Source organism: Hamadaea flava, assembly GCF_024172085.1.
GTDB lineage: Bacteria > Actinomycetota > Actinomycetes > Mycobacteriales > Micromonosporaceae > Hamadaea > Hamadaea flava.
The window spans coordinates 8,726,021-8,752,495 of sequence record NZ_JAMZDZ010000001.1; the positions used below are offsets into that span (position 1 = coordinate 8,726,021).

18 protein-coding genes are annotated in these 26,475 nt (G+C 68.3%); 7 read left to right on the plus strand and 11 right to left on the minus strand.

Features of this window, described 5'->3' with window-relative positions:
• Positions 1-25: 25 nt before the first annotated feature.
• The 3 genes from HDA40_RS40595 to HDA40_RS40605 are packed head-to-tail and all read left to right on the plus strand — an operon-like array spanning position 26 to position 3,764.
• Positions 26-2,665 carry a phospholipase D-like domain-containing protein gene (locus HDA40_RS40595; protein WP_253763405.1) on the plus strand — a complete coding sequence of 880 codons (2,640 nt, stop codon included), beginning with the start codon at positions 26-28 and terminating at the stop codon, positions 2,663-2,665.
• Between the two features lie 9 nt (positions 2,666-2,674).
• Positions 2,675-2,815, plus strand: a complete 141-nt coding sequence (locus tag HDA40_RS40600) for a hypothetical protein (RefSeq protein ID WP_253763406.1) — start codon at positions 2,675-2,677, stop codon at positions 2,813-2,815.
• A 25-nt stretch (positions 2,816-2,840) separates the two neighbouring features.
• Complete coding sequence (locus tag HDA40_RS40605) at positions 2,841-3,764, plus strand: hypothetical protein (RefSeq protein ID WP_253763407.1); 924 nt, start codon at positions 2,841-2,843, stop codon at positions 3,762-3,764.
• A gap of 31 nt (positions 3,765-3,795) precedes the next feature.
• On the opposite strand, the gene HDA40_RS40610 is transcribed toward HDA40_RS40605, so the two are convergent.
• From HDA40_RS40610 to HDA40_RS40630, 5 genes are read right to left on the minus strand one after another with little or no spacing between them, the layout of a single operon-like run.
• A complete protein-coding gene (locus tag HDA40_RS40610) occupies positions 3,796-4,512 on the minus strand; it encodes a BPL-N domain-containing protein (protein ID WP_253763408.1) in 717 nt (238 codons plus the stop codon).
• 59 nt (positions 4,513-4,571) lie between these two features.
• The gene (locus tag HDA40_RS40615; RefSeq protein ID WP_253763409.1) at positions 4,572-5,924 is read right to left on the minus strand and encodes a heparan-alpha-glucosaminide N-acetyltransferase domain-containing protein; all 1,353 of its coding nucleotides are present in this window, start codon (positions 5,922-5,924) and stop codon (positions 4,572-4,574) included.
• A complete protein-coding gene (locus HDA40_RS40620; RefSeq protein ID WP_253763410.1) occupies positions 5,921-6,625 on the minus strand; it encodes a BPL-N domain-containing protein in 705 nt (234 codons plus the stop codon). The genes HDA40_RS40615 and HDA40_RS40620 overlap by 4 nt, the downstream gene beginning before the upstream one ends.
• Positions 6,626-6,633: 8 nt before the next feature.
• Positions 6,634-7,443 carry a dimethylarginine dimethylaminohydrolase family protein gene (locus HDA40_RS40625; protein WP_253763411.1) on the minus strand — a complete coding sequence of 270 codons (810 nt, stop codon included), beginning with the start codon at positions 7,441-7,443 and terminating at the stop codon, positions 6,634-6,636.
• A 47-nt stretch (positions 7,444-7,490) separates the two neighbouring features.
• Positions 7,491-11,555 (minus strand): Pls/PosA family non-ribosomal peptide synthetase, encoded by a 4,065-nt coding sequence (locus HDA40_RS40630; protein ID WP_253763412.1) that lies wholly within the window; start codon positions 11,553-11,555, stop codon positions 7,491-7,493.
• A gap of 764 nt (positions 11,556-12,319) precedes the next feature.
• Between HDA40_RS40630 and HDA40_RS40635 the strand changes: the two genes are divergently transcribed.
• Positions 12,320-12,619: a 4a-hydroxytetrahydrobiopterin dehydratase gene (locus tag HDA40_RS40635; protein WP_253763413.1), complete on the plus strand. Its 300-nt coding sequence runs from the start codon at positions 12,320-12,322 to the stop codon at positions 12,617-12,619.
• A 35-nt stretch (positions 12,620-12,654) separates the two neighbouring features.
• Here the strand turns inward: HDA40_RS40635 and HDA40_RS40640 are convergent, their stop codons facing one another.
• From HDA40_RS40640 to HDA40_RS40655, 4 genes are all read right to left on the minus strand, one after another.
• The gene (locus HDA40_RS40640; RefSeq protein ID WP_253763414.1) at positions 12,655-14,046 is read right to left on the minus strand and encodes a serine/threonine-protein kinase; all 1,392 of its coding nucleotides are present in this window, start codon (positions 14,044-14,046) and stop codon (positions 12,655-12,657) included.
• Between the two features lie 267 nt (positions 14,047-14,313).
• Entirely contained in the window at positions 14,314-15,711 is a 1,398-nt protein-coding gene (locus tag HDA40_RS40645) for a hypothetical protein (protein ID WP_253763415.1), read from the minus strand.
• The gene (locus HDA40_RS40650; RefSeq protein ID WP_253763416.1) at positions 15,701-16,882 is read right to left on the minus strand and encodes a TerB family tellurite resistance protein; all 1,182 of its coding nucleotides are present in this window, start codon (positions 16,880-16,882) and stop codon (positions 15,701-15,703) included. The genes HDA40_RS40645 and HDA40_RS40650 overlap by 11 nt, the downstream gene beginning before the upstream one ends.
• A 137-nt stretch (positions 16,883-17,019) precedes the next feature.
• Positions 17,020-17,973 (minus strand): hypothetical protein, encoded by a 954-nt coding sequence (locus HDA40_RS40655; protein ID WP_253763417.1) that lies wholly within the window; start codon positions 17,971-17,973, stop codon positions 17,020-17,022.
• A 155-nt stretch (positions 17,974-18,128) separates the two neighbouring features.
• On the opposite strand from HDA40_RS40655, the gene HDA40_RS40660 reads away from it, so the two are divergent.
• From HDA40_RS40660 to HDA40_RS40670, 3 genes are all read left to right on the plus strand, one after another.
• A complete protein-coding gene (locus HDA40_RS40660; RefSeq protein ID WP_253763418.1) occupies positions 18,129-21,362 on the plus strand; it encodes a GH92 family glycosyl hydrolase in 3,234 nt (1,077 codons plus the stop codon).
• An 87-nt stretch (positions 21,363-21,449) separates the two neighbouring features.
• Positions 21,450-22,658: a helix-turn-helix domain-containing protein gene (locus HDA40_RS40665; protein ID WP_253763419.1), complete on the plus strand. Its 1,209-nt coding sequence runs from the start codon at positions 21,450-21,452 to the stop codon at positions 22,656-22,658.
• Positions 22,655-23,200, plus strand: coding sequence for a GNAT family N-acetyltransferase (locus HDA40_RS40670; protein ID WP_253763420.1), 546 nt, complete (start codon positions 22,655-22,657; stop codon positions 23,198-23,200). The genes HDA40_RS40665 and HDA40_RS40670 overlap by 4 nt, the downstream gene beginning before the upstream one ends.
• A gap of 56 nt (positions 23,201-23,256) precedes the next feature.
• Here HDA40_RS40670 and HDA40_RS40675 read toward each other — a convergent pair whose 3' ends face one another.
• Positions 23,257-24,444 (minus strand): S8 family peptidase, encoded by a 1,188-nt coding sequence (locus tag HDA40_RS40675; protein ID WP_372503128.1) that lies wholly within the window; start codon positions 24,442-24,444, stop codon positions 23,257-23,259.
• A 56-nt stretch (positions 24,445-24,500) separates the two neighbouring features.
• A complete protein-coding gene (locus HDA40_RS40680; protein ID WP_253763421.1) occupies positions 24,501-26,009 on the minus strand; it encodes a M4 family metallopeptidase in 1,509 nt (502 codons plus the stop codon).
• Between the last annotated feature and the right edge of the window lie 466 nt (positions 26,010-26,475).

Consider the following 26,475-nt stretch of genomic DNA (forward strand, 5'->3'; position numbering starts at 1 on the left):
CACGTCACCCACCGAAGGGAGCACAATGCGCCGCCCCCTCCTGGCACTGGCTCTGGTGGTCCTGACCGCGACCGGTTCCGGGGTACTGACCCCGGGCCTCGCCGCGGCCAGCACCGTCACCGTCACCAGCGGTTCCACCAAAGTCCTGTTCCTGCGGCCCAACCTCGACCCGGTGCCCGACTCGGCGTACGCCACGCCCGACCCCTACAAGACCGGGTCGCAGTTCACCCCGTACCAGACGACCGGGCTGCGCGACGAGATCGACTCGCTCGTCCAGGCGTCGTCCGCCGGCTCCACCCTGTACGCCTCCCTGTACACGTTCACCGACCAGGCGATCACCGACCATCTCCTGGCCGCGCACGGTCGTGGCGTCAAGGTCCGGCTGCTCATCGAGGCGTGCACCGACGGCGACCCGGCGGTCTGCGACCAGTCGGTGCAGGTCGACTCGCTCGTCGCTGGACTGCCCGCGTATTCCACGAGCGCGACCGGGTCCTGGGTGAAGCAGTGCTACGCCTCTTGCGCCGGCGGCGGCGTCGGGATCGACCACAACAAGTTCTGGGTGTTCAGCGCGTTGTCGGACGGACGCACCGACGTGACCGTGGTCGCCTCGAACAACCCGACCAACCCGCAGCAGCAGATGTTCCAGAACATGGTGGAGGTCTCCGGCAACGCCGCGCTGGCCACCGCGTACCGCGACTATGCCGCCCGGAAGGTGGCCGTCACCGGCACCACCAAGGTGTACGAGACCGGGCATGTGGATGCCGGAGCGTTCCGGATCTGGTTCTCCCCACGCAACTCTCCGAGCACCGCCGAGGACACCGAGATCACCTCGTCCTTCAACCCCGGGAGCACCCGCCACGACGTGTTCGCCGCAGCCATCGACGACGTGCAATGCTCGACGACCGCCACCGACGACATCATCAGGATGGTCATGTGGAGCTTCCGGGCCGCCCGACCGGAGGTCATCGACGCCCTGGGCGACAAGGCCGACGCCGGCTGCACGGTCGAGGTGGCCACCGGCGAGCATCAGGACGCGATCGCCGGCCTGGCCGCGCGGGGCATCCGGGTGTACTCGATGGACCCCGGCGGCTGCCGGCAGTCGTTCTTCGCGGTGGGCTCCGGCGTCAACAGCGAGTGCTCCGACGGCAGCGCGCACTCGAAGTACCTGCTCACCCAAGGCGTATCCCGCAAAGACGGCTCGACCCACGCCTACGTTTACACCGGTTCGCACAACCTGACCAACGGCGCACTGAAGAAGAACGACGAAACCCTGATCCGGGTGGACGACGCCATCGTCTACAACGGATTCGTCGCCGACTACGACGCGATCAAGACCGCCGTCATCGACATCGCCCCGTCTCGCTACCCCAACGCCGTCTTCTCGACGGCCAACGCCAGCGCGACCGGCGACCAGTTCGAACCCGCCGTGGCCTCCTATCGCGGCACCGACGGGCACACCACGAGCGTGGTCGCCTTCAGCTCCGGTCTGCTCACCGGCACCGGCAACGAGATCCGGCTGGGCCGGTTCGTCGACGGCGTACGCCAGTCCGAGGTCGTGGTCCGCACCGGCGGCAGCACCGGCTGGAACTACAAGACGCCCGACGTCGGACTGGCGTCCAACGGCGACGCCGTCGTGGTGTGGGCCGACGACAGCAACGGCAACGGCGGATACGAGATCCGATCCCGCCGGGTACACCCCGACGGCACCATGACCTCGATCGTCAACGTCAACAGCCAGGCTGACGGGGACCAGAGCCAGCCGTCGGTCGCGGTGGTGCCGGACGGCCGGTTCGCGGTCGCCTGGGAAGACCTGTCCACCGCGGGCGCAAGCTCGATCCGCTACGCCTCCTTCTCGGCCGCCGACGCCCGGCTCTCCACAGTGTCCAGTGGCTATGACGTGCCGGTCCAAGCGGTCGCCGGCGGCACGTATCACAAGCCGGACGTCGCGGTGAACTCGTCCGGTACCACCGTGCTGGCCTGGGAGGACGACGAGGACGGCAACGGCGGCTACAGCATCCGCGGCATCACCGGCACCCTCGCCGGCGTCTTCGGCTCCATCGTCGCCGTGCACACCGGCGACCTGTCCGACGGCCAGCAATGGGAACCCGCCGTGGCGATCGGATCCGGCGGGACCTGGTACACCACGTGGACCGACGACTACACCGGCCGAACCGGCTCCGACGGCAACCCGCAACAACAGATCTACGTGCGCGGGTTCACCGGCACGACGGCCGCCTTCGCGGCGCGTACCGTCAGCGGCCCCATCTACACCTGGTCGGTGGACACCACCGGCGCGTACGCGGTGACGACGCAGACGGCGTACCAGTCAGATCGGGTGGGACGTCAGGCCCACTCGGACGTCGCGGTCGACGGGGCCGGCAACGCCGTGGTGACCTGGCACGAGACGGGACAGGCCACCGGGCTCACCAGCGCGAGCAGCGGGTCGGAGGTCTGGGCCCGCGGCGTCGGGCCGACCGGAGCGACGACGAACCTGTTCCCCGAGAGCCGGCTGAGCGTCTTCACCGCCAACCGGCAGGACGACCCCGCCATCGGCGTCGACCAGAACGGCACCCTGACGGTCGTCTACGTCGACGACTGGGACGGCAACGGCGGCACCCAGCTCTACCTCCGCTACGGCCTGCGCAACTGCGCACAGACCTGCTGACCGCAACGAATGAAGCCACGAGCCGGGCGGTTCCTGCCGACCGCCCGGCTCAACGGCGAGATAACCTTCGCCGGTGTCCAGCCCGCCTTCCCCGGCTCCAACGGCTTCGACGGCTCCGCCGCCGATCGGCAGCGTCGCTTGGGATCATGAGCTTGTCGCGCTAGGGATCGACCGGGTGACCGTGGACCGAGAGCTCGATGAGGCGCTCACAGACGCCAGGGAGAGCGGATCGGCCGAACCCGACGGGCACGACGTCTACCTCAACGACGCGTCGCCGGAGACCGCAGCTGTCCTGGTTCTGTTCCATCAGACCAATCCCTCGTATTCCGCGCTGATGTACCTGCGTTTCGTCTGGAACGGCGCCGGCCAGATCCTGCGGGACTGGATAGTGCGCCAGTTCGCCACGATGCTCGTCCACGGTCCGGAACCGGTCGCGGAGTCGGCCCGGCTCGCCCTCAACGTCGACTATTTCGAGGATCACCGCATCGTCGACGAGGTGTTCGACCGGCTACTGGCGCAGGTGCCCTTGGTGCAGTCACAGTGGCTGCTGCGCGCGGGAGGCCCGGTGCCGTGGCCGCGCAAACGTTCGCTCTTCCTCGCGGCGGCAGAGGTTCCCGGGTTGCACGCATCGCTGGCGGAAGGGATCGCCGCATCTTTCTACCGCGTGTACGGCGACGTCGACGCGCCGGAGGCGGCAGAGCTGGTCCAGCGCATCGACATCGCAGACGACGAGATCAGATCAGCGCTGATCGAAGCCACGACCGGGCCGATGCTGATGCGGACCGGGTCGGCGATCGTGGTGACTGACGCGCGGTGGGCGTACCCGGACTCCTTCCTGCTGGAGATGGCCGTCGCTGGAAGCAGGACGCGCTGGTCGGCGCGACCCGAACTGGTCGTCGACGGGCAGTTGCGCGGTCGGCTGATGCATTGGTCGTATCCGTTTCAGCGCGAACTCGAACACGACGTGCTACGCGGCCCCGCCATGGAGAAGGCCGGCTGGAACCGGATTGAGGCGCATCCGGCCGACGCCGCGGACTGGATCGACCGGGAGGTCGAAGTGTGGCCCCGGAAGCTGCGGGAGTACCTGTCCCGGAGATGATCCGTCGGATGCGTCGCGGGGCATCGGTCAGTCATTTGGTAGGCAGCTGCCCGTACACGGCGGTCTCGACGAAGTCATAACCGAGGTCGAAGCGGATGCCGTCCGGGTTGGTCAGGCGTGCATCGCGATACCAGCCCTGGTCGGCTTCCGGGTGTGGCCCGACGACGCCGACGCGCCCGGAGCCGTAGCCGGCGACGACGGCGGCCGGAGCGCCCGTGTTATAGGTGGCGAGCACGGTCGCCGGGGCGCCGTCGTTGAGCCGGAACAGTGGTCCGTCCTGAAAGTACATGTGGCGTTGCTGGCCGCGCCAGGTGATCGGGACGACGGTGTCGTCGTCGCTGTCGGTGCTGGCGCCGGGAGTGTCGATGTATTGGCCGACGTCTCCCGGCAGCAGCCCGAATCCGGGATTGCCGGCGGCGAGGTAGGCGCCGAGGCAGAACCCGAGATACGTGCCGCCGTTGTTCACGAAGTCGCGGACGTAGGAGCTGTAGTCACGCAGCTGACGCCAGGTACGGCTGACCTGGCCTCCGCCGGGCTGGACGTAGACGGTGGCTTCGGCCAGTTCGTCCGGTGAGATCTGGCGATCCTCGTCGGGGCCGCAGTACGCGGTGCGGAACTTCGTGGGGCCGGAGCGCAGGAGCGCGGCCACGGATTCCGAGCATCCGGAGCAGGACGCGCCGCCGCGATAGATCAGGGCCAGTGGATTCGACTCCGCCGGAGGTCGGTTGGCCTCTCTGAACCATGCCATGCCCGACGCCGCGGCCACGACGCCGACGGCGGTCCCGCCAAGGAGTAGTTGTCGCCGATTCACCGTGATGCCTCCGAGCTGACGGGGATCGTGGCGGGTTCGCCACCTGGTTGGCCGGCGACGGGCGCGTTCGCCGAGGTTCTGTGGGGTTGGGCTCGTGGTGGGCGGCGCGAGGGCGGTGTCGCCCAGCGGCGGCCTGCTCGGGTCAACGCGGTGACGAGGGCTTCGAGCGGACCCTTGCCGATCGTCGCGCGTACGCAGAGCCCGAGGAACAGCACCCCGCCAAGCTGCACGAGGAACCCGGTGGTCGGCGTGTAGGTGTCGTAGCTCGAACTCATGAACACCGTGTGCAGGGTGTACAGGGTAAGCGTGATGCTGCCCGCCGCGCCCAGCGGCGTCTGCACGGCGGCCACCAGCCAGCGCAGCGCGGTGGGACGGGCGATCCGGGCGACGAGCAGCATGATCCCGAGGAGGGCGACCGCGGTGCCGGTGGTGCCGAGCAGGTCGAGCGGGGTGCCCGTGTGCGGGGAGTCGATCGCGAGCCACCACCACGTGGAGGTGGGCGCGGTGCCGTCGCCGCCGAGGTTGAGCATGTCGAGCGTCTCGTACTCGTCCAGCGTGCTGGCGTACTGGGCCGGCCAGATGTGTTCCAGCGCGAGCTGCGACAGTCGCGACGCGGTCACCGCGGCCGCCACGGCGAACACCGTCCCGGTGGCGAGCAGGGCGATGGCCGTACGCAGCCTGGCCAGGTTCAGCCGGCCGATGACGATGCCCGCGCACAGGTACGCCATCCAGGTCAGCGCCGGGTACATGCCGGTGATCGACAGTTGGGTGAGCGACTCGAGTGGATGCGTGAACAACCACCCGAACGTGAGGTTCGGCTGGGTCGGCCCCGTCAGGCGGGGGAGCCAGAGGTGGGTCAGCACCGGCATCCCGCCGGTCACCGCGATCCCGGTGAACGCGACCAGCCAGGTCGGCAGGAAGACCAGCGGGATCGTGAGCAGGAGCATGACCGCGTAGTAGGGCAGGATCACAGTGGCGGTCGCGGCGTTCGTGTAGCCCAGGGCGAACCCGATCGCTGCGATTGCCAGCGCCCGGATGAGCAGCGCGGTCATCGTGGGCAGCGCGGCCGATGCGCGTACGCGTCGGCGGCCGGTCAGAAACGCGATGGTGACGCCGGTGAGGACCGCGAACGCCGCCGCGGCCCGTCCGGAGAAGATCGTCGTCGACCAGGTCGGCTGGCCGAGCGCGTCGGTGTCGTTGAGCGAGTGGACGGCGATCATGCCGAGGAGGGCCGCGCCCCGGGTGGCGTCGACCGCGAGAATCCGTCGCCGGTCGCCGGTCGTTATGGGTGCGGTCGGTGGTGGTGCGGCCGCCTCGCCGGCACGCGGTTTCAGGGCTTGATCGGTCATGGCGTCAGAACCTCGTCCACCAGGTCGAGCCCGAGGTCGGTGCCGAGGACGCCGCCGGAGTCCAGCTTCGCGTCGGCGTACCAGCCTTCGTCGGCCTCGGGATGCGGACCGACCACGGCGACCCGGCCCGCGCCGAACCCGGCCACCATGGCTGCGATGGCGCCGTTGGGATAGGTGGCGATGACTGTCACGTCCGCGTCGCGGCGGGTCCGGAAGTACGGTCCGTCCTGGAAGAACAGCGTCCGTTCCCGGCCCCGCCACGAGACGCGGACGAGGGTGTCGTCCTCGGAGTCGACGGTGGCTCCGCGAGAGGCGATGTACTGGTCGGTGTCGCCGGGCAGCAGGGAGAACCCCGGCGTCGCGCCGGCGAGGTAGCCGCCGAGGCAGATTCCCAGGTACCGGCCACCGCCGCGGACGAATCTGCGGATGTCCTTGCGGTGGCGGCGCATGTGCCGGTACGCATCGGCGAGCGTGTCCCCGCCGGGTTGCACGTAGAGCGACGCCCCGGCCAGTGTCTTCGCGGACAGCGGGAAGTCCTCGTAGGGGCCGGCGTAGCGTACGTCGAAACCCCGTGGGCTGGTCTTCAGCAGTCGCGCCGCCGCCTCAGGGCAGCCGGGCAGGGACGCGGGCCCCCGGTAGACCAGTGCGATCGGCGCGTCCCGGAGCGACGCCTGCCCGGATAGCCGCCGGGTGTCGGGCATCGCCGGCTTCATGACGGTTCTCGCGGGGACGGGTTGTCCAGGGTCAACGCGGTGCAGCGGACGCCGCCGCCGCCCTTGGCCAGCTCGGTGGTGTCGAGTTCGAGCACGCGCAGGCCGCGTCCCCGCAGCACGGCGGCGAGCCGGGGTGCGTGGCGGGTCATCGTCACGGTGGTGCCGTCGCTGATCAGGTTGAGCGCGAACTGTGCCGCTTCGTCGAGGCCGACTTCGATCAGGTCCAGGCCGAGCCGTTGCAGACGCCCGCAGCTCGGCAGGTCGAGGGCCTGCGGGCAGTACGCGAGCGTCCCCGTGTCGATGACCGCGACGGCCAGATCGAGGTCGTACCAGCGCGGGCTGACCGTACGCAGCGGCACGACCTCGTAGCGCAGTTCCTTGGCCAGTACGGCGTGCATGCCGCGATCGGTACGCTGCCCGTACCCCGCGAGCAGCAGGTCGCCACAGGCCAGCGCGTCGCCCTGACCGCTGAACGGGAAAGGCGCGTCGAGGACGTCGAACCCCCGCCGGGTCAGCCACTCGTGGAAGTACGGGATCTCCGCCTTGCGTTCGGGCGGCGGGTAACCCAGGACCGCCCGGTTGCCGCGGACGACGGCGGCATTGGCGGTGAACACCATGTCGGGGCACTGCGGCGCGGAGGGCACGTACTCGACCCGGCGGCCTGACAGGCGGTGCGCGGCGACGATCTCATCGAGCTCGGCGGCGGCGGCGGCCGGGTCGGGTTGGACCTCGGTGTGCATGTACGGATTGATCTCGTAATCGATGCGGAAGTGGGCGGCGTCGGATACCAGCAGTTCGGTGTTCATAGGTCTCTCCAGTGATGTCGGTTTCGGTTGTGGAGCGTGGAAGTCTCCTAGGGCACGCCCTCGGCGGGGATGCCTCGCCATCGCGTACCGGGGGTGAGGTGCTCGCCCTTCATCAGCAGGGAGAGCGGGCCCAGGCTGACGTCGTCGCCGACGACCGTGTCGTAGAGCACGATCGATCGCGTGCCGATGCTGGCGCCGGGGCTGATCGTGACGAACGACATCTTCATCACCCGGTCCTCGAACAGATGCGTCTGCAGCGACACCTCGATGCCGACCGTGGCGTCGTCGCCGATCTCGACCAGGTCGTGCTCGGTGAGATAAGTGGTGCCGATCCACGTACGCCGTCCGATGCGGGCCCCGAACCAGCGCAGCACGGGCGGCAGGAACGGCGTACCGACGAGCAGCCCGACACCGGCGGGCACCGCGGCCGCCTCGTAGAGCCCGGTGACGAATTCCGAGCGCCGCACGAACGGACTCCACAGCGGTTCCACTCGCGGACGGTAGGTGCCGATGATGTTGCGCTTGGTCGCCGCGCAGAACGCGATCACGGCGACACTGGTGGCGATGGCGACCAGCGGGGACACCAGTGCGGGCACAAGCAGATCACGGCCGTTGGCGAGCCACGACAGCACGAACAGGTAGAGGTAGATACCCGCACCCAGCATCGACGCGGGCAGCGTCGCCCGGAAGAACTCGATCGCCAGCCGCTGGGCCAGCACCCGGCGCGACGGGCGGTAGGTCTGCGCCTCCGAGAAGGAGCCGCTGTCCTGGCGCACCGGCAGGTACATCGCGGGCGAACCGAGCCAGGACGTGCCCGCCGGGACGCCCGCCGGCGGTGGCAGCGTGCCGACGCCGATCAGCGAGCCGTCGCCGAGTCTGGTGCCGGACGGCACGAACGCCGCGTTGCCGACGAACGCCCGGCTGCCCACGGCGGTCGGCAGGAACGCCAGGCGGCCGTTGGCGAACGTGGCCGCCCCCACGCTGGCCATGTCGGCGACGAAGCTCTCCGGTCCCAGCGTGAGCAGGTCCGGGTCCAGATGTGCGGCGGTGGAGACCTCGGACCACGCCCCGACCCGCGCGCCGAGCATCCGCAGCCACGGCACGGTGTAGAGGGTTGCGTACAGGGAGTTGGTGAACATGAGGCTGAACTCGAGCAGCTTGTCGGCCACCCATTTGCGTACGCCGAGCCACGACCGCGCGGGGTGCATGCCGATCCGTGCCCGGGGCAGCACCAGCCGTTTGCCGATGGCGACCACCGCGCAGACGGTGAGGACGTAGACCGGTCCGGCGGGCACCGTGGCCAGCAGCCCGGCCAGGGTGCCCCAGTTCAGCAGCGCCCACCAGACCATGCCGACACTCGGCAGGATCATGACGATCGCACCGACCTCCAGCCCGATGAGGCCCAGCACGGCGGCGAGGATGTGGTGCGGCCACCAGCCACGGCGCGGGGCTTCCATGGCGAGCATGGCCTCCACGACACGGTTGATCTCCTGCACCGGCGTTGCCGGGGACCCCGACCAGCGGGCCCCCTCGGGGACGGATTCGCCGCGGCTGAGCACCGACTGCTCGCCGAGACCCGCGTTCGCGCCCACGGCGGTGCCCGGCTCCAGAACCGTGTTGGCTCCGACGAACGCCTGCCGGTCCACGGTGATCGGGGCGACGATCAGCCACCCGTCCTCGACATGCCACGGGCGCAGCGCGACGCCGTATCCGATGGAAGCGTCGGCCCGGATGTCGATCAAGGTGGGCAGGCTGATCGCGCTGGTCGCGATGGTGGTCCGCGGGCCGATCCGGGCCCCGAGCAGTCGCAGGTAAACACCCATCAGCGGGGAGCCGCTCAGCACCGGCAGCGGCCCGATCGCGAGGAGCATGTTCAGCGCCCAGAGCCGGACGTAGGTCGGTCCCCACAGCGGATACCGTCCCGGCCGGATACCAGCGGCCAGCGGCCTCGCGAGCAGCGCTGGGACGAGCCAGCGTACGCCGAGGTAGCTGACGAGGGTCGCGGTCATCAGCTGGATGAGCACGCCCACCGACACCTCGCCGTTGTTGCGGGTGTAGACGAAGGAGACCGGCAGCGTGATGAGCAGCGACAGCAGGTAGATCGCGGTCGCCTGGCCGGCGCCCGCGCCCGCGATCCGGCTGCTGCGGTGCCGCAACGGTGCGGTGCGGGGCAGCGCGGTCGCGGCGGCGGGCCGCGCGGTGGCGCCGAGGTGCGTGGCCAGGCCGCTGATGGTCGGGTGGTCGTAGAGGTCACGCACCGCCGGGCTGGCGCCGACCTTGCGCGTACGCAGCAGCGACACCACCCGCGCCGCCAGCAGCGAATGCCCGCCCAGGTCGGTGAAGAAGTCGGCGGTCACCGACAGCGCTTGCGGTTCGACGCCGAACGCCTCGGCCCACACGGCGCGTACGTGTAGCTCGAGATCGTTCTGGGCGGCCACGACGGGACCGTCGGTGCTCATGAGCCGTCGGCCGATCGGGGCGGGCAGCTTGGAGCGGTCCACCTTGCCGCTCGGCATGGTCGGCAGGGTGGCGGTGATGTCGATGTAGGCGGGCACCATGTAGCCGGGCAGCCGCTCCTGCAGCGTGCGGTGCAGGCGCTGGACCATCGCCTCGTCGCCCTCGCTGGGCTCATCGGGCGAGGCGAGGACGATGTAGCCGGAAAGCTCTCGCGGCGCGTCCGGGTCGTCGCCGAGGGCCATGAGCGCCACCACCGCCTCCGACACGCCCGCGTCCTCCATGAGCACGCTCTCGATTTCGCCGAGATCGACACGGTGGCCGCGGATCTTGACCTCCGCGTCGGCCCGTCCCAGGTACTCGATCTCGCCGTCGGCGGTGAGCCGGCCCAGGTCGCCGGTGCGGTACAGCCTGCTGCCGGGCGGCGCCGACGGGTGCTCGATGAACCGATCCGCGGTCAAGTCGGGGCGGCCGACGTAGCCTCGGGCCACTCCCGGCCCGCCGATGCAGATCTCGCCGACCTCGCCGTCGGCGACCGGGCGGCGCTCCTCGTCGAGCAGGACGGCTGAGTAGGTGGGCAGTGGTATTCCGATCGTCACCGTCCGTCCCGGGCGCAGCTCGCTCCAGATGGCCGTCACCGTCGTCTCGGTCGGGCCGTACGTGTTGAGGATCCGCCGATCGGGACGGCCCCACCGCTCGACCAACTGCCCAGGACACGCCTCTCCGCCCACCATCAGGTTGCGGATGCGGGGCAGGTCTCGCGGAATGGTCGCCAGCAGCGTCGGTACGCAGTAGAGCACGGTGATGGCGGCGTCATCGAGGAAGTCGGCCAGCTCCGCACCCAGCCGGCGGGAGTCCGTCGGGCCGGCCACCAGCGTCGCCCCCACCGACCAGGTCGGCCAGATCTCCTCGATGGAGAAATCGAAGGCGATTGTCATCCCTTGATAGACCCGATCGCTGGGCCGCACGTCGTACACGCCGGGCACCACGTCGAGGAAGTTGCAGATGCTCGACTGCGCCACCGCGACGCCCTTGGGCCGGCCACTGGAGCCGGAGGTGTAGATGATGTAGGCGAGCGGGTCCTCGTCGTCCTCGCCGAGCTTCGGCCGCCCGGCGGGCGCCTGTCGCAGCTCGGCCTCGCACCGGTCGAGCGCCAGGACGGGCCGATCCAGGCCGGTCGTACGCTCCAGCAGGTCCGAGGCGGTCAGCAGAAGATCCACGTCAGAGTCGTTCGCGATGTAGGCGACCCGGTCGGCTGGTGAATCCGGGTCGATCGGCACGAACGCCCCGCCTGCCTTGCCCACCGCCAGCAATGCGACGTAAGTGGCCACTGAGCGGTTGAGCAGGATCGCAACCCGGGCGCCGTCGCCCACCTGGAGGCTGCGGAGATGGTGCGCCAGGCGATTCGCGCGCTCGTCAAGTTCCCGGTAGGTCAGCCGCTCGCCGTCGCATTCCAGCGCGACTGCGGTGGGGCAGGCGTCGCATGCGACGTCGAACACGTGATGCAGACGCCGCACGTCTGGCGTCGCGTCGCCGGGGTCTTCGATCTCCACGGCCGGCGGAGCGGCTGAGCGCAGGACGATCGTGCGACCGCCGATCCGGACACTGTGGACGCCACGAACCGGCGGCGTCGTCGCGCCGGTTGTCGGCTGGCTCACGGATAATGTCATTGCTCCCCACCATGCGTGTCGTCAGCGAATCGCTCCTGGTGCAGTCCTTGTGCCACAGGCGTCCGAGGGTGCAGGCCGCCAAGGGCAGTCATGGCCGGAGCATGCTGCTGATGGTTTGTCGCGTGATCGCCGTCGAGCAGTCCGCGACGGACATCCTCAGGCGGAGACTCTGAAGATCGTCACGGGGCAGATGTCACACAGCGGCGTCAAAGGCTGATGGTGGCGCAGCGTCACCTCAGGGTGGCGGCGCTACGAGCAGCGCCATCAGCATCTTGCCTATGTGGACGACGGCGGATTGGCATCCCGGCGCGCCACCGAGGTGGCAGCGGCGCGACTCAGGGCGTCGCAGGCTCCTGCCTGCTGATTATGCCGATTAGGCCGATTATGTCGATTGTGGAGCGGTACTGGGGCGGATCATTCATGTGGCGCGGGGCTTCCCCACATTTGCGCTTAGACCACATGAAATAGGACATCACGGGGGGAACGCTAGCACAGCTGACCAGCCGCGGAGCCAATGTTCAGAAGGTCGCGAAAATACCTGTACAGACCATTGTGGATCGCCGGCATCACCGCTTGGAATGCCGGAGTCGCGCGATCGGAAGGGGACGCTGGTTCCGTTGCGTCCCTTGCATTCCATGCTTCAGCAGTAGCTCGTTTCACCGCCGTCCCCGCGCCTCGGCCAGTAGCCGCAGTGGCTGACGAGGCGGCCAAACGGCCATCCTGCCGGTGGGGGCGGTCGTAGAGTCGTGGTCATGGCCCACAACCGCACGCCGCTCGACGATGCCATGATCCAGACCGGTTTGGGTGACCTGCCGAATTGGCAGGGCGACCGGTCAGGCATCACGCGCACCGTCGAACTGCCGTCGTTCCCGGCCGCGATCGCGGTCGTCGACGCGGTGGCCCAGGTGGCCGAAGAGATGGATCACCATCCGGATATCGACATCCGATGGCGCACCCTCACGTTCCACAACGTCACGTATTCCGAGAACGCTGTGACCGCGCTGGATTTCCAACTGGCCCACCGGATCGACGACGTGGTCGCCCGCTACTGATCCACCCAGCGCCCCGCGCCGGCGTCAGCAGTCGATCAGGGCGCAGGCATGCTGGAGATCGTGACCGCGAGCTGATCCAGTCTGCCTTCGATCGCAGCATGCCCCGTGGGCGAGATCTTGCCGCCGGCCAGCAGGTCGTCGTTCTTCTTCCGGATCGCGGCCAGTTTGTCCTGAGCTTCCGCCCGTTTGCCCTCGGCGACGAGGCGGCTGAGATCGTCGAGCAGGTGGTCCAGCGCGTCGCCGTTCTTGGGCTGCAACAGCCAGGTCGGATCCGGTTGGCTTATCAGCGTCCTGAGGTCCAAGATCTGGTCCGAAGCTGCCTTCGGCGACGGCGAGGGCGACGGTTTCGGCGATGATTGCTGAGAAGGCGTGGTCGTCGCCGACTGCCACGCGATCTGAGTAGGACCCACGCTCGGTGTCGGCGAAGCCGACTCCGGGGCCGTCGTGCTGGGGGAGGGCGAGACGGCGGCGGCCGGCGGCTGGACGAGCTCTTGATCCGGCCAGGCAAGCACGAGCGCGGCCGGAACGACGATCGCTGCCATCGTGGCGACTCCGAGCCGGACCAGAGGCCGGCGGCGCCGCGGTGGTTCCACTGGGTCGGCGGCCGTCGCGGGGTCGGACCACGGGATGAGTTCGGCCTGCACTTCCGCGGCGGACGCCGGGCGTAGCGCGGGATCCTTGGCCAGCAGCCGATCGACCAGGCGGTCCAGATCTCTCGGAAGGTCCGGTCGTCGCGCCCGAATCGTCGGCGGCTCGTCGCAGAGCTGTTCGCAGGCGATGTCGAAGGCGTCTTCACCGGCGAACGGCGTGGTCCCGGTGAGCATCCTGAACAGCACACAGCCAACGGAGTAGAGGTCCGCCCGCCCGTCGAGCGGCAGCCCGGCGACCTGCTCCGGCGACATGTAGCTGATCGTGCCCGGCGCGACGTAGTAGGCGGTGAGCGCAGCGGTGTCCAGGAGCCGGCTGATGCCGAAGTCGGTCAACTTCACCGTCTGGTCACCCGTGAGCAGGATGTTGCCCGGCTTGATGCCGCCATGCACGACGCCTGCCGCGTGCGCCGCTGCGAGCGCATCGCATACCTGGCCCATCACGGCGGCCGCTTCGGCGACGGACATCGCACCGTCGGCCAGCCGCCCCACGACGCTGGGGCCGTCGACCAGCTCCATGACGACGTATGCGACGCCGTTCTCGGAGCCGCTGTCCCAAAGGCCGACGATGTTCGGATGCGACAGACCAGCCAAGGTACGCGCCTCGTCATGGAACCGCGCCCGCTGCTCGGCATCGCGGCCCAGCTCTGAGCCGTCCAGTATCTTCACCGCGACAGCCCGGTCATACCGGCGATCCCAGGCACGCCAGACCGTGGCGGTGGTGCCGCTGCCGACCGTCTCATCCAGCCGGTAGCGTCCATTCAGTACCCGCGACGACACGAGCTATCCCCGCTCAGGCATGAGCCGGGCGCGGTGAACCGCGACGATGGAAACCACGTCAGCCACCCTCCATCGGCATCCATGCGGCCGTTGCGTCCACTCCCCTGGAAGCCGTCGATATGCCAAACGTATGGGCGCGTGACTCGGTGGCGATGATCAGCCAAGTGAGAACGATCGAGCTCGCAGTCCCGGCGGTGGCCACGCGAAGCGGCGACTGACTTCTGGGAGTGCGACGGCGTGCCCCCACCGGACACCTGCATATCGGGACTAACCGCCGGATTCGGCGAGGAGCAACTCCCATTCCCTGGCCAGGGCTCGATCGATGCGATGGTCGCGTGCGATGGCTTCCTTGAACCAGGCGATGGTGGCGGGTGCCAAGGCGAGGATCTGGTTGTAGTTGAGGGCGGCCGGGTTCATGCCGAACAGCAGTCCGGTCTTTAGCAGCGTTCCTGAGGTCGCAATGGCATGGCCGAGGAGCAGCATCGAGGTCAGCTTGGCGTGCTCCAGCCGCCGCTGCGCTGCGGTCCCACCGGTGGCGTAGCTGTTGAGCAGCCAGTACCCGCGGATGACCGCGGACACGACACCTGGCGTGATGCCCATCGTGAAGAAATGGCGAAGGTCGTATCCCTGCGTGTACATGTAGCGGGCTACGTCGGTCCAGGGCACCTTGCCGCCGGAGGGGCTCAGCGCGAACGGGGAATCGAGGTTACCCAGCTGCAGCAGGCTGAAGAACGGGGGCGGCAGGCCGGCCGGTGTGTAGACGTCCGAGAGTAGATGGCGCACCTGAGTCAGCAGCGCGCTGATCAGATCGAGCGGAACGGCGTCGGTTGTGACCTGGATGAGTTGCCCTGCTTTGTCAATGTAGGTGCCGGTGGCGTGCATGAGGTCCGCCAAGCCGACAAAGAAACCCAAGACCGGATCGTGGCCCAGGCTCTGCAGCCGATGAGTGGCCGGCCGCATGCCGCTGACCAGACCCCCGGTGGCCTTCGTGGTGGGGGCGTCGAAGGGTACTTTCGCCAGCTTCTCGAGCCGTTTGAAGAAGCGGTCATGGATGCCTTTCGCGCGATCGCCGTCCTGGAGCCATTTGGTCAGGGGCGATCCGGTGTACTTCGCACCCAGGAAGGTCGCGTCCCGGGGGATGCGAACAAGGACGACGTCAAGGAGGGTCGCCAGTGCACCGGCCACTAGGACGACCGCCCAGTCGGTTTTATCCCAGCTGATGTCGCCGTGTTCCTCGGTATAGGCGGTCAGGCTGCGCGTGATCACGCCGGAAGGCAGAACCTGCTGGAGCGGATCACGGGTCAGATCAATTCCCCATCGATCCAACCTGGCTTCGGCAAGCCTGTGGAGCTGGTTGAAGTCGCCGCCGGGAATCACGTCGGGTACGGCGTACCGGGGGCCCTCCGGTGGCTCGGCGCGCACCGGAGAGGCTGTGCTCGACGCTGCTTCAAGGGCCGGCACAGCGATGCCCAGCGCCTGCAGGCTAACGCGCACCGCGTCGAACTCGGACTCGACCGAGTCCAGCGTGTCGCTGATGTGATGTTCGCGTTCGAGGACGTCCTTGAGGTCGAATTCCACCTGGTCGAAAAGGCCCCGCAATTCGGTCAGAGTGATGGCCTGGTTGGCGACGACGGCGGAAGCCGCCGACAGCTTGTCACCCGACACGGAGCGGCTCCCGCCGTTCGAAAGCCTCCTGACTGGTCTGCAGGTTCACCAGCGCCGTCTGGAACGCGGCCAACTCAGCCCTGAGCGTCGCGAGTCGTCGCTCGTTGCTCGCGGTCTGGGTGAGGTACGCCTCCATCCTGTGCCCGAGCCCTGCGATGTCGTCGGCGAGTTCGGCCATGGCCTGCTGATGATGGCGGATGACTTGCTGGATGAGGTGCTCGCGTCGCTTCTCCCGTTCACGCTCGTTGACGGCCAGAACGTAGCGGGTGCCCTGATGAACGGCGACACCGAGGATCACCACGGTGCCGATCCCGGTGGCCATCGCGCTCAGGCCCAGCAGCCCGCCGAATCCAAGGGCCGCAAGGCCTGAGGTGATCCCCGCTCCGCTGAGACCGGCGACGCTTCCGGCTAGGCTGACCGCGGTGATCGGAACGCCGATCGCAGCCGCCTTGGCGGCGATGTCCTTGGTGGTGGTCTCCAGCTGACTGGTCGTGATCTTGCCCGAAGCGAACTCTTCTTCGGTCGTCACCAGCCGTTCGGTTTCCTGTACGACCTTTTCAGCCGTCTCGGCGAACACGAGCTCCGCGACGAGCATGATTCGCTCACGCTCGACGTCGGCGGCGTGCCTGTCGGCACGAGAGATTCTCACCAGATCGCGCACCAGCACCGCGAACACAGGCTCGCGCTGATCCTCGTCAAGGAGGTTGCGCAATTGGCCAGCCAGTTCGACGATGGCGCCGCGGACCTCTGCCGTGTTCTCCGCATCGCGCTGTCCTCTGGTGATTTCGCCGCGCAACTCCGACCGCGTTTCGTCATCGAGCCCAATCGTCGATGCGAACAGGTAGAGATTCGCGATCTCACGAGGATCGAGAAGAGCGTCGACCAGCGCCAGGCTCACCAATATTCGGCAATAGAGCAGCTTCGCGTCGACACTGAGCGCGGACAAGTCAGCGGAAGCACCGCGATCGCGGGACGAGCGCACCGCAAGGCTGTCCTTGACGTCTGCGACCTTCGCTTTCACCTGCTCAGCCGACTGCTTCGCCATTTCTTGGGTGTCGCCGGCGACCTCAGTGAGACGCTGCCTCGCGGCACTCGTGCTGTCGGCGAGCATCCGCGCCGCGTTCCCCGCGACGTCCTTCAGCCGACCAAGCCCGATCTGACCGGATTCCATCGCCATCCCCCTCGCGCCGGCCCTCCGCCGTGGGACAACGATACGAAGAATCGAGGCTCCGATGTGGCCGCCGGGGATCCATAAGTCGCCAGCCGAATGGGCCGGCGGCACACGACGATTCGATGGCTGAGTGGGAGCTATGACCGTTCGCGGTCAGCGGAAAGGTCCGGCCATCCGCCGGTTCCGACGAACGGCTCGGGCGGCGACCAGGCCGGGCCGCGTCGAAGCTCCGCGATCGTCGATTCGATGCGGTCGGCGGACACCTCGATCGGTGGTGCCGATGGATCGAGTGGGCTCTCCTTCGCCGAAATGATCGACAGAGCTCTCGACACCAGGTCGTCGAGGTCGCAATCGTCGGCGTACGCCGCGGCGAAGACCTCCTCGTCGAGGACGATGGCGGCCTGTTCCCAGGGCTGCTCGGGCCCTGTCAGGTCGGTGCGGCCGTCCTCGCGAAGGGTTGCGTTGAGGCGGGCGGTGTGGGCCAGTCCGATCGCGGTGATCGCACAGAACGGTCTGGCGTACGGATCGAATGTCTTCGGCACCGCGGGCGGTATGTCGGTGAAGCCGAGGGCACGGATCAGTTCGAAGATCTGGTCGCCGGCGAACATATGTGTCACCTCATCGCCCTCATCCGCCGCGACATCGTCCCTATACGCCACGACGGCGTCCAGCCGTGGACGCGCGACCGTCAGACCTGCGGCGTACGCCCAACCGGCGATGTCGTCGGCCACTTCGGCCGGAGCGCGGGAGGCTGTGAAATCCGGACGGTGCAGGAAGCCGCAGTCGGGCAGCTGCTGAGGTCGAGGCAGGTGCACCGAGCTGACGGGCCGGGTTGGCGTCGCCCAATGCGCCTGGGCGCACCAGTCGTCACTGACATACGCGGCAAGGACAGGTTCGTTCCACAGCTGGGAAAGGTGGGCCACCGCGTCCTCTAGCTCCGGTGGATCGTCGACGCCCTGCGTCTCGAGAACCTGCCAGCCTCCACCTAGTTCGCGTAGCCGCACATGCCGATAGCCGATGCGCTCGATCGACGGCAGAGCGGTCAGGCGTGTCGACGATCGCGTCAGCACGATGGAGACGAAGTAGCCCACCGGCGAAGGATAAGGCGTCCGCCGATGAGCATCCGGCTGTCCGCGCGGGAACCGCAGTCGTCTTGACAGGTACATCGAGCATGGTCGAAACTCCTAGCGACGATGACAACGTTGTCTCGCGCGCGGCAGAGCGCTGTCGCCAGAGGGGATCAGCCATGGGCCGGCGGAAACTCATGTTCGCACCGCTCCTCCTGTCCCTCATCGCGTTCGGGCTGACAGTCATGCCCGCGTCGCGCGTGCTGGCGGCGGTTCCCGCCGACCTGACGACGCTGGTCAATCCCCTGATCGGTACGCAGAAGGAGGGCAACACCTTCCCGGGTGCAGCCCTTCCGTTCGGCATGGTCCAGGTCAGCCCGGACACGGGCTGGGGGACCGGCTACAACTACGACAACACGAAGATCTGGGGCTTCTCGCAGACGCACCTGTCCGGTGTGGGCTGCGGCGCGGCGGGCGAGTTCCCGCTCATGCCCACCATCGGCGCGGTCAGCTCCAACTCGCCCAGCGTCTACGGGCAGCCTCTCGACCACTCGCAGGAGCAGGCTTCGCCCGGGTACTACCGCGTGGTCACGCCCAACGGGGTGACCAGCGAGTTGACCGCGACTTTGCGTACCGGGTGGCAACGGCACACCTTCCCGGCCAGCACACAGGCCAACGTCTTGTTCAACACGGCCAAGATCAAGGGCGGGACGACCAGCGGCAGCAACTCTTCGGTGTCTATTGTGGGTAGTGACACCGTCGAGGGGTCGGTCACCGCCGGCGGCTTCTGCGGCTCCGCGCCGACGCACACGGTGTACTTCTCGGCGAAGTTCAGCCGGGCCTTCGCGTCCTTCGGGACCTGGTCCGGATCCACCTTCACGACCGGGAGCCGCAGCTCCAGTGGTTCGAGTGCGACCGGTGGCTGGGTGCGGTTCGACACCACCACCGATCGGGTCGTCACCGTCAAACTCGGCCTGTCCTACACGGGCATCGCCGGCGCCCGAGCCAATCTGTCGGCTGAGACCGACGCGGCCGGATTCGGTTTCGACACCATCCGGCAGGCCGCCCACGACACCTGGAACGCGAAGCTGCACAAGATCGAGGTGGACGGCGGCGCCACCGATCGGCAGGTGGCCTTCTACACGTCGCTGTACCACGCGCTGCTGCACCCGAATCTGTCCGGTGACGTCGACGGCTCCTACCGGGGCTTCGACAACGTGGTCCGGGTGGCGTCGGGATACACGCCGTATCAGACGTTCTCCCTATGGGACACCTATCGGGCGCAGAACCAGCTGGTCGCGTTGCTGGAGCCGCAGGTCGCCCGGGACTACGCCCTGTCGCTGCTGGCCGTGGACCGGGAACTGGGCTGGCTGCCACGCTGGTCGCTCGACAACACCGAGACCAACACCATGACCGGTGATCCGGTCACGCCGTTCCTGGTCGACGTGTGGGCCAGAGGTTTGCTCGGCGGGTATGAAGCGCAGTTCTACGCCGCGCTCAAGAAGAACGCGACCGGTACGCCGCCGACGAGCATCGGTCTCAACGGCCGCAACGGAAACCCGTATTACACGTCGATCGGCTACGTGCCCACGGGAGTCTCGTGCAGCCCGACTCACTCCTTCGACAACGACTGCCAGTATCCGGCTTCGTCGACGCTGGAATACGCGGTGGCCGACTCGGCGCTGGCCATCATGGCCCGCTCGCTGGGTAACACCGCTGACGCCGATCTGCTGAACGCACGTGGACAGAACTACCGCAATCTGTTCGACCCCTCGATCGGCTTCTTCCGCCCCCGCAACGCGAGCGGCGCATGGCAGTCCCCGTACTCGCCGACCGATGGCGCCCACAAGTTCCACGAGGCTGGGGCGTATCAGTATCAATGGCTGGTTCCGCAGGATCCGGACGGGCTGATCGAGCTGCTGGGCGGCAAGACGGCGGCCAACTCGCGCCTGGACAGCTTCTTCGCGTACGCGGATCTGCTCACCGACCCGTCAGGGGCCGCCCGCACGAAGTGGGTCAACGGTGCCTACGACTACTACAGCTTCACCACGTACAACCCGAACAACGAGCCCGATCTGCTCGCACCGTACACATATCTGTGGACCGGGCAGCCGTACAAGACGTCGACCGTGGTGCGTGCGGCGTACACGCTGTTCACCAACGGGCCGAACGGAGTGACCGGCAACGACGACCTCGGCACCATGTCCGCGTGGTACGTCTTCTCCTCGCTGGGCCTCTATCCGCTGATGAACGGCGCGAACTTCTACGGCGTCACCACACCGCAGTTCCCGTACGCCAAGGTGACCGTGGGCGGCTACGGCACGCAGCAGGGCGGGATCATCACCGTCAACGCCCCCGGTGTCACCGACGCCAATCGCTACATCTCCACCGCCACCCTCAACGGCACCGGCTTCACGAAGACCTGGGTGTCCCAGTCGGACATCGCCAAGGGCGCGACGATCGACTACACGCTGGCCGTCAGTCCTTCTTCCTGGGGCACGGGCGCGGCCGACGCTCCGCCGTCGGTCAACCACACCACCCTGCCGCCCAAACCGGTGAACCTCGCGCTAGGCAAGCCGGCTACCGGCTCCGCACCGTGTGCGAGCACCGAGTCCCCGGACAAGGCGGTCAACGGCAGTACGGGTGGCGGCAACAGCGACAAGTTCTGTTCGCTGACGGCACCGAGCTTCCTGCAGGTTGATCTAGGTTCGGTCCAACAGCTCAGCAGCTTCGTGGTCAAGCACGCGGCCGCGGGCGGGGAGCCGGCGAGCCTCAACACCAAGGCGTTCACCATTCAAACCTCGACGGACGGTTCGACATGGGCCACCCCGGTGACGGTGACGTCCAACGTGGATGGCACCACGACCCATCCGATCGCGGCCACCTCAGCCCGCTACGTCAAGCTCAGCGTGACCACTCCGACGCAGACCGCGGACACCGCGACGCGAATCTATGAGCTTGAGGTCTACGGCGGCGACAGCACGCCCGCTCCCGTCAATGTGGCCCTCAACCGTCCGGCGACCGGCAGCACCGCGTGCGCGAGCGCCGAAGGTCCCGAGAAGGCGGTCAACGGCAGCGTCTCCGGCGGCAACAGCGACAAGTTCTGCTCCGGCGTCGCCAACGCGTGGCTGCAGGTCGACCTCGGATCGGCGACGAGCATCTCCCGGTTCGAGGTGGCACATGCCGCCGCGGGCGGGGAGTCGGCCACCTTCAACACGAAGAACTTCACCATCCAGGTCTCCGTCGACGGGACCACGTGGACCACACCCGTCACCGTCACCAACAACACCGCGGGCCTGACCACCCATCCGGTCAGCGGGGTCAGCGGTCGCTACGTGCGGCTGAACATCCAGACCCCGACCCAGACCACCGACGGGGCGACCCGCGTCTACGAGCTGCGGGTCTTCGGATAGCCGCCGTGCGCCGATGGACCCGGCGCGGGCTGCGGCGAGGAATATTCAGCCGTATTCAAAGCGGGGCCTGGAGGTAGGTGAGCTGGCATGCTGATCGATGGACGGATCCTGCGAGCCGCACGGGTGCAAGCGGGGATCTCGATGCGGGGCATGTCGCGCCGCACCGGGATCTCCTACAGTCATCTATCGAATGTGGAGCGTGGCGATCGGACGGCCACCCCGGCTGTGATTGCGGCATATCGGCGTGCGCTGGCCGACAAGGGCCACACCTTGAAGACGGAAGGTGAGGATGTGCAACGCCGCGAAGTGTTGGAGCTGCTGCGGGATGTCGGCGCCGGCCTGCTCGCCGCTGTCCCCGTCTTGGCCGCCGCCGAGACGGTGCGGATCGGCCTGCACGGCGTGATCAGCCGTCGCGCGCGGGCCGATTGGTGGCAGCAGGCGATCGCCGACCACGCGGCGACCCACTACTCGACCCCGCCCGCCGAGCTACTGCGTGATCTGCTCGCCGACGCCGCCGTGCTCGAGAGGCACATCGCCGACGGCGTAGACGCCGACCGAGGCGGCCTGCTGCGCGCGGCCGGCTATCTGGCCGGAGTCACCGCGCTGGCCTGGTCGAATCTGGGCGAGCGCCGCCAGGCCCACCGCTGGTGGCAGACCGCCCTCGACGCGGCCGACCAATCGGGGGATCGGGCTGCGCAGGTGTGGGTACGCGCGTGGGCAGTGACCAACGGCCCGAACATCGGCCGTCAGCCGAAGGAGAGCCTGGCGCTGGCCCGGCAACGCCTCGACGAGCGACCAGCCCCGGACAGTGCGTCGTGCGTACTCCTGGGTGGACTGGCTCAGACCCAGGCGGACCTGGGCGATCCCGCAGCCGTGACCACGTTGCGGCAGTTGGCCGAGCTGACGGAGCGTGTCCCGCCGGAGGTCGCCGCGGACCGCGTGTCGTTGTTCGGCTGGCCTGAGGTGCGGCTGCGGTACGCCCAGTCGTATGTGCACACCGTGCGGCGCGACACCGCCGCGGCCTACGCCGCGCAGGACCGGGCGCTGGAACTCTATGGCCCTGACCTGCCCCGGGACCGGGCCAAGGTCTTGCTGCACCGGTCTCGGTGCCTGGTCATCGAGGGTGACATCACCGGCGGTACGGTCAGCGCCGTCGAGGTGCTCGACGACCTCGACCCCACCGTGCGCCTGGAAAGCGTCAAGGTGTCGGCGACCGCGGTGCTTGCCGCTGTTCCGTTCGACGCCCGAAAGCTGCCGGCGGTCACCGCACTTGGCGAACGCCTGGCGGCCAGGTGACCGACTTGCGCGTCGTCCGGGGCGGGCGGGTCTGCCTCGGCCGAGGACGCGAGCGCCTACTGGGCGTCTATCGCGAGGTCTACGCGGACGTTCTGCGGGAGCCGTTCTTCAGCGAATCCCGCTACTGGCAGCGTCTGGAAGGGTACGCCGAGCGGAACGGCTTCGCGCTGGTCGTGGGGGACGTCGACGGTGAGCTGGTGGGGTACGCGCTCGGCTGCACCCTCCCGGCGCAGGCGCGCTGGTGGAACGGCTTGGTCGATCCCGTCGACGCCGGGCTGCTCGCCGAGGACGGTCGGCGCACGTTCGCCCTCAACGAGATCATGGTCCGGGCGGCTTGGCGACGTCGTGGCTTCGCCCGTGCGCTGCACGACGCCTTGCTGGCCGGGCGGCCGGAGCAGCGGGCGACGCTTCTGGTGGACCCGGCGAACGGGCCGGCTCGGGCGGCTTACCTCTCGTGGGGCTGGTACGCCTTCGGCCGGGTCAAGCCGTTCCCGGACAGCGCGACCTTCGAGGCGCTCATGCTCGACCTCACCCGCGGTTAGCCCTGGGGAGCCGCTCGTGGCAGCTCCCCAGGGCGTTTTCGAGAGGGGATTGAGGTCTAGCCGATGAACAGCAGCCGGTTCGGCGAACCGGTTCCGGCGTTGCTCACGACGTTCTGAGTGGCGCTGTCGACGAGGTAATCGCCTACCTGCTGGGGGGTGAAGCCGGGATGGGCGGCCAGGACCAGCGCGGCGGCGCCGGCGACGTGCGGGCTCGCCATGGAGGTGCCGCTCTTGACGCTGCTCGCGGTGTCCGACGTGATTCCCGCTGAGGTGATGTCAGTGCCGGGCGCGAAGATGTCCAGGCACTTGCCGATGTTCGAGGAGGCCGCCCGCGCGTCAGTAGGAGTGGTGTTGCCGACGGTGATCGCGTTCGGTACGCGGGCCGGCGAGTAACCGCAGGCGTTGGAGCCGAACAGGTTGCCCGCGGCGACCGCGTAGGTGACGCCGTCGGCGATAGAGTTGGTGATCGCCGCGTCCATCGGCTTGCTGGTCGAGCCGCTGATCGAGATGTTCGCGACAGCCGGTCCGGTGGTGTGGTCGGCGGTCACCCAGTCGATCCCGGCGATGATGCCGGCGGTCGTGCCGCCGCCGGTGCAGCTCATCACCCGGACCGCCACCAGGGTGACACCTTTGCCGACGCCGTAGGACGAACCGCCGACGGTGCCGGCGACGTGGGTGCCGTGGCCGTGGCAGTCGGTGGCGTCGTTGTCGTTGTCGACGGTGTCGATGCCGGAGATCGCGCGACCGCCGAAGTCGGCGTGGGTCAGCCTGATGCCGGTGTCGATGATGTACGCCTTCACGCCCGCGCCGGTGTTCGCGTAGGTGTAGGCGTTGTCGAGGGGGAGTGCTCGCTGGTCGATCCGGTCGAGTCCCCACGAGGGGACCGGCGTCTGAGTTTCCGCGAGGGACACCGTTTCGTTCTGCTGCACGTAGTCGACGGCCGGGTCGGCGGCGAGCCGGCGGGCCGCTCGTTCGGTCAGGTTCACCTCGAAGCCATGCAAGGCCGCGGTGTAGACGCGGCCGGTTGTTCCGCCGTATCGGCCGACGAGCCCTTTGGCTTTCGTGGGGACGGCGCTCGCGGTGGCCGCCGAGTCGCGAAGCACGACGATGTAGGAGCCGCTGATGGCGGTGGACGGGTCGGCGTAAAGGACGGTTCCCTCAGCCGGTGCCGCTTGGGCCGGCGTGCTGAAGGCGACTGCGGCCGCCACTGCGAAGGCGGCGGCGAGGACGCGATGGGGTTTCATGTGCTCACTCCTTGCGGGGCGGGGCGGTCCCGTTTCCGGGACCGCCCGCTCGGTGATCAGCAGCTGGGTTCGCTCTTCTGCACCGGAACCGTGACCGCGTTCCAGGCCGCCTTCGTGGCGTTGTACAGCGCGCAGGTCGGGTCAAGAGCCTTGGCGGCCTTGAGGGTCCCGGCGCGATACGTCAGGTACGAACTCTTGGAGTTCTTCAGCAGCATCGCGGTGTAGAGGATCTTGATCGCGTTCTGGATTCCGACTCCGGTGGGGACGGTGCTGCCGTCGCAGGTGGGGCTGACCGGCTGGCCGTTGGTCGGGTTCGAGCCTTCGGCCAGCAGGTAGAACCAGTGGTTGCCGACGCCGGCCCACTTGTGTTCCTCGTAGAGCTTGCCCGTGTAGCAGTTGGGGTCGTTGTTGACCAGCGACGGGTTGTACATGTTGCGGATCGGCAAGCCTGTTCCCTTGAGGTTGACGGCCCCGCCCACGAGGTAGTCGGTGCGGCCGAGCACGAACGCCTCCGTCGCGGCGCCGAAGGCGTCCGCCACGAATTCCGAGGTGCCGATCGTGGACCCGGCGCTGCCGGTGTGGTAATCGACGCCATGACCCAGCTCGTGCGCGACGACGTCGATGTCGCCGATCCACTGACCCGCGGTGTTGTGTCCGATCTGAATTTGGATCCCATCCTGGTAGAAGGCATTGATCGCCTGGTAGCCCACGCGAACCGGAACCGCACCGCCACTGCCGTCCATTCCGGAGCGGCCGAGCCATTGCGACAGCATCCGCATCTCGCCCTCGGCGCCGTAGAGCGCGTCCACGCAGCCGGTCTCGCGATCGGTGGGGTCTCCATTGCCGAACAGGTCGTCGGGTCCGGAGAAGGTGATGTTGGTGGCGGAGTCCTGGCACGACAAGTTGGCGGTTCCCGGCGCGGCCATGCTGTAGGTGCTGCCGGAGTGCGTCGTGTCGAGGGGGACGGTGCCGTTCCATGCCGAAGTGCCGGTTCCGTAGTGGACGTGCTCCTGACGGTCGAGAACCGCACCGGTCAGCGCGTCCACCTGGACGGTGAGGCTGCTGAAGCCTTCGGCGCCGATCCCGGTGACAGTGGTCTCCCAGGCCAGCCGGGCCTGGTCGCCGAGGGCGTCGACGACCAGCTGCGTTCCCTCGGTGCTGTTCACCGACGTCAGCTGCGCCTTGGCGATCGCCTCCGCGCGCTCCTTGCCGAGTTGCGGCGTCGTCGACAGCTCACCGATGCCTGCCCGCTGCGCGACGGAGTCGATGACCACCCGATCGTTGCGGTCAGTGGCGAGGACGAAGTCGCCGCCGACGACCTTGAGGCCCTTGTAAGTCCGGTCGTAGGCGCGGAACGTCAGGCCGCCGGAGGTGGTGGCCGAACGCTGCGTGAACCGGTCGTGCGCGCTCGCGTGCAGGAAGGCCGCCTTGTTCGCGAGCAACGCCGCCGGAGTGTTCGACCGGTCGAGACTCGCGTCGGCCGGAACGGTGAACGCGGTGAGTACGCCGCAGACGGTGAGTATGGCGCTGGCAGCCAGCGCACTTCTGCGTATGCGTGATGTCACGGTGATCCTTTCCCGTGCGGGGGGTGAGGGGCGTGGCGGGCGAAACCACGACGATCGATGGGAAAGGAGGCTATCGACTGCCCCGGATTTTTGGCCGTTTTGCGGCCGCCAGTGGTATTCAGCCGTATTCACGTGGCGAATTCGGGCCGCCCGAGCCGGACTCGACGTGCCGGGCGACGACTCCGGTCGGGCCGGATGGGGCGTATTCACCGTATTCATGGGGCTGACCAGTACGAACGTTCTCCACGTGCCGCGCGTTGTGGCATCGAGACCCTTGACCGCGTGAATGGGCTGTCCGAGTCTTCGTGCACCGGACGACGTCCTTCATGCACCAGGCGACGTCCGCCCGACAACCGGCCGCCGGACCCGCTGTTCTGCCTCGACGGAGCCCATCCCTCCCCATCGGCTCGATCGCGACAACGGCGGGCCGGATCGGCCGGTCAGCCACTTTGCCGTGCCGCACCGC

Coding starts and splice junctions, on each gene's coding strand:
- HDA40_RS40595 (WP_253763405.1), top strand. CDS start 26: ATGCGCCGCCCCCTCCTGGCACTGGCTCTGGTGGTCCTGACCGCGACC.
- HDA40_RS40600 (WP_253763406.1), top strand. CDS start 2,675: ATGAAGCCACGAGCCGGGCGGTTCCTGCCGACCGCCCGGCTCAACGGC.
- HDA40_RS40615 (WP_253763409.1), bottom strand. CDS start 5,924: ATGACCGATCAAGCCCTGAAACCGCGTGCCGGCGAGGCGGCCGCACCA.
- HDA40_RS40675 (WP_372503128.1), bottom strand. CDS start 24,444: ATGAAACCCCATCGCGTCCTCGCCGCCGCCTTCGCAGTGGCGGCCGCA.
- HDA40_RS40625 (WP_253763411.1), bottom strand. CDS start 7,443: ATGAACACCGAACTGCTGGTATCCGACGCCGCCCACTTCCGCATCGAT.
- HDA40_RS40660 (WP_253763418.1), top strand. CDS start 18,129: ATGGGCCGGCGGAAACTCATGTTCGCACCGCTCCTCCTGTCCCTCATC.
- HDA40_RS40610 (WP_253763408.1), bottom strand. CDS start 4,512: ATGGCATGGTTCAGAGAGGCCAACCGACCTCCGGCGGAGTCGAATCCA.
- HDA40_RS40650 (WP_253763416.1), bottom strand. CDS start 16,882: ATGGAATCCGGTCAGATCGGGCTTGGTCGGCTGAAGGACGTCGCGGGG.
- HDA40_RS40620 (WP_253763410.1), bottom strand. CDS start 6,625: ATGCCCGACACCCGGCGGCTATCCGGGCAGGCGTCGCTCCGGGACGCG.
- HDA40_RS40635 (WP_253763413.1), top strand. CDS start 12,320: ATGGCCCACAACCGCACGCCGCTCGACGATGCCATGATCCAGACCGGT.
- HDA40_RS40665 (WP_253763419.1), top strand. CDS start 21,450: ATGCTGATCGATGGACGGATCCTGCGAGCCGCACGGGTGCAAGCGGGG.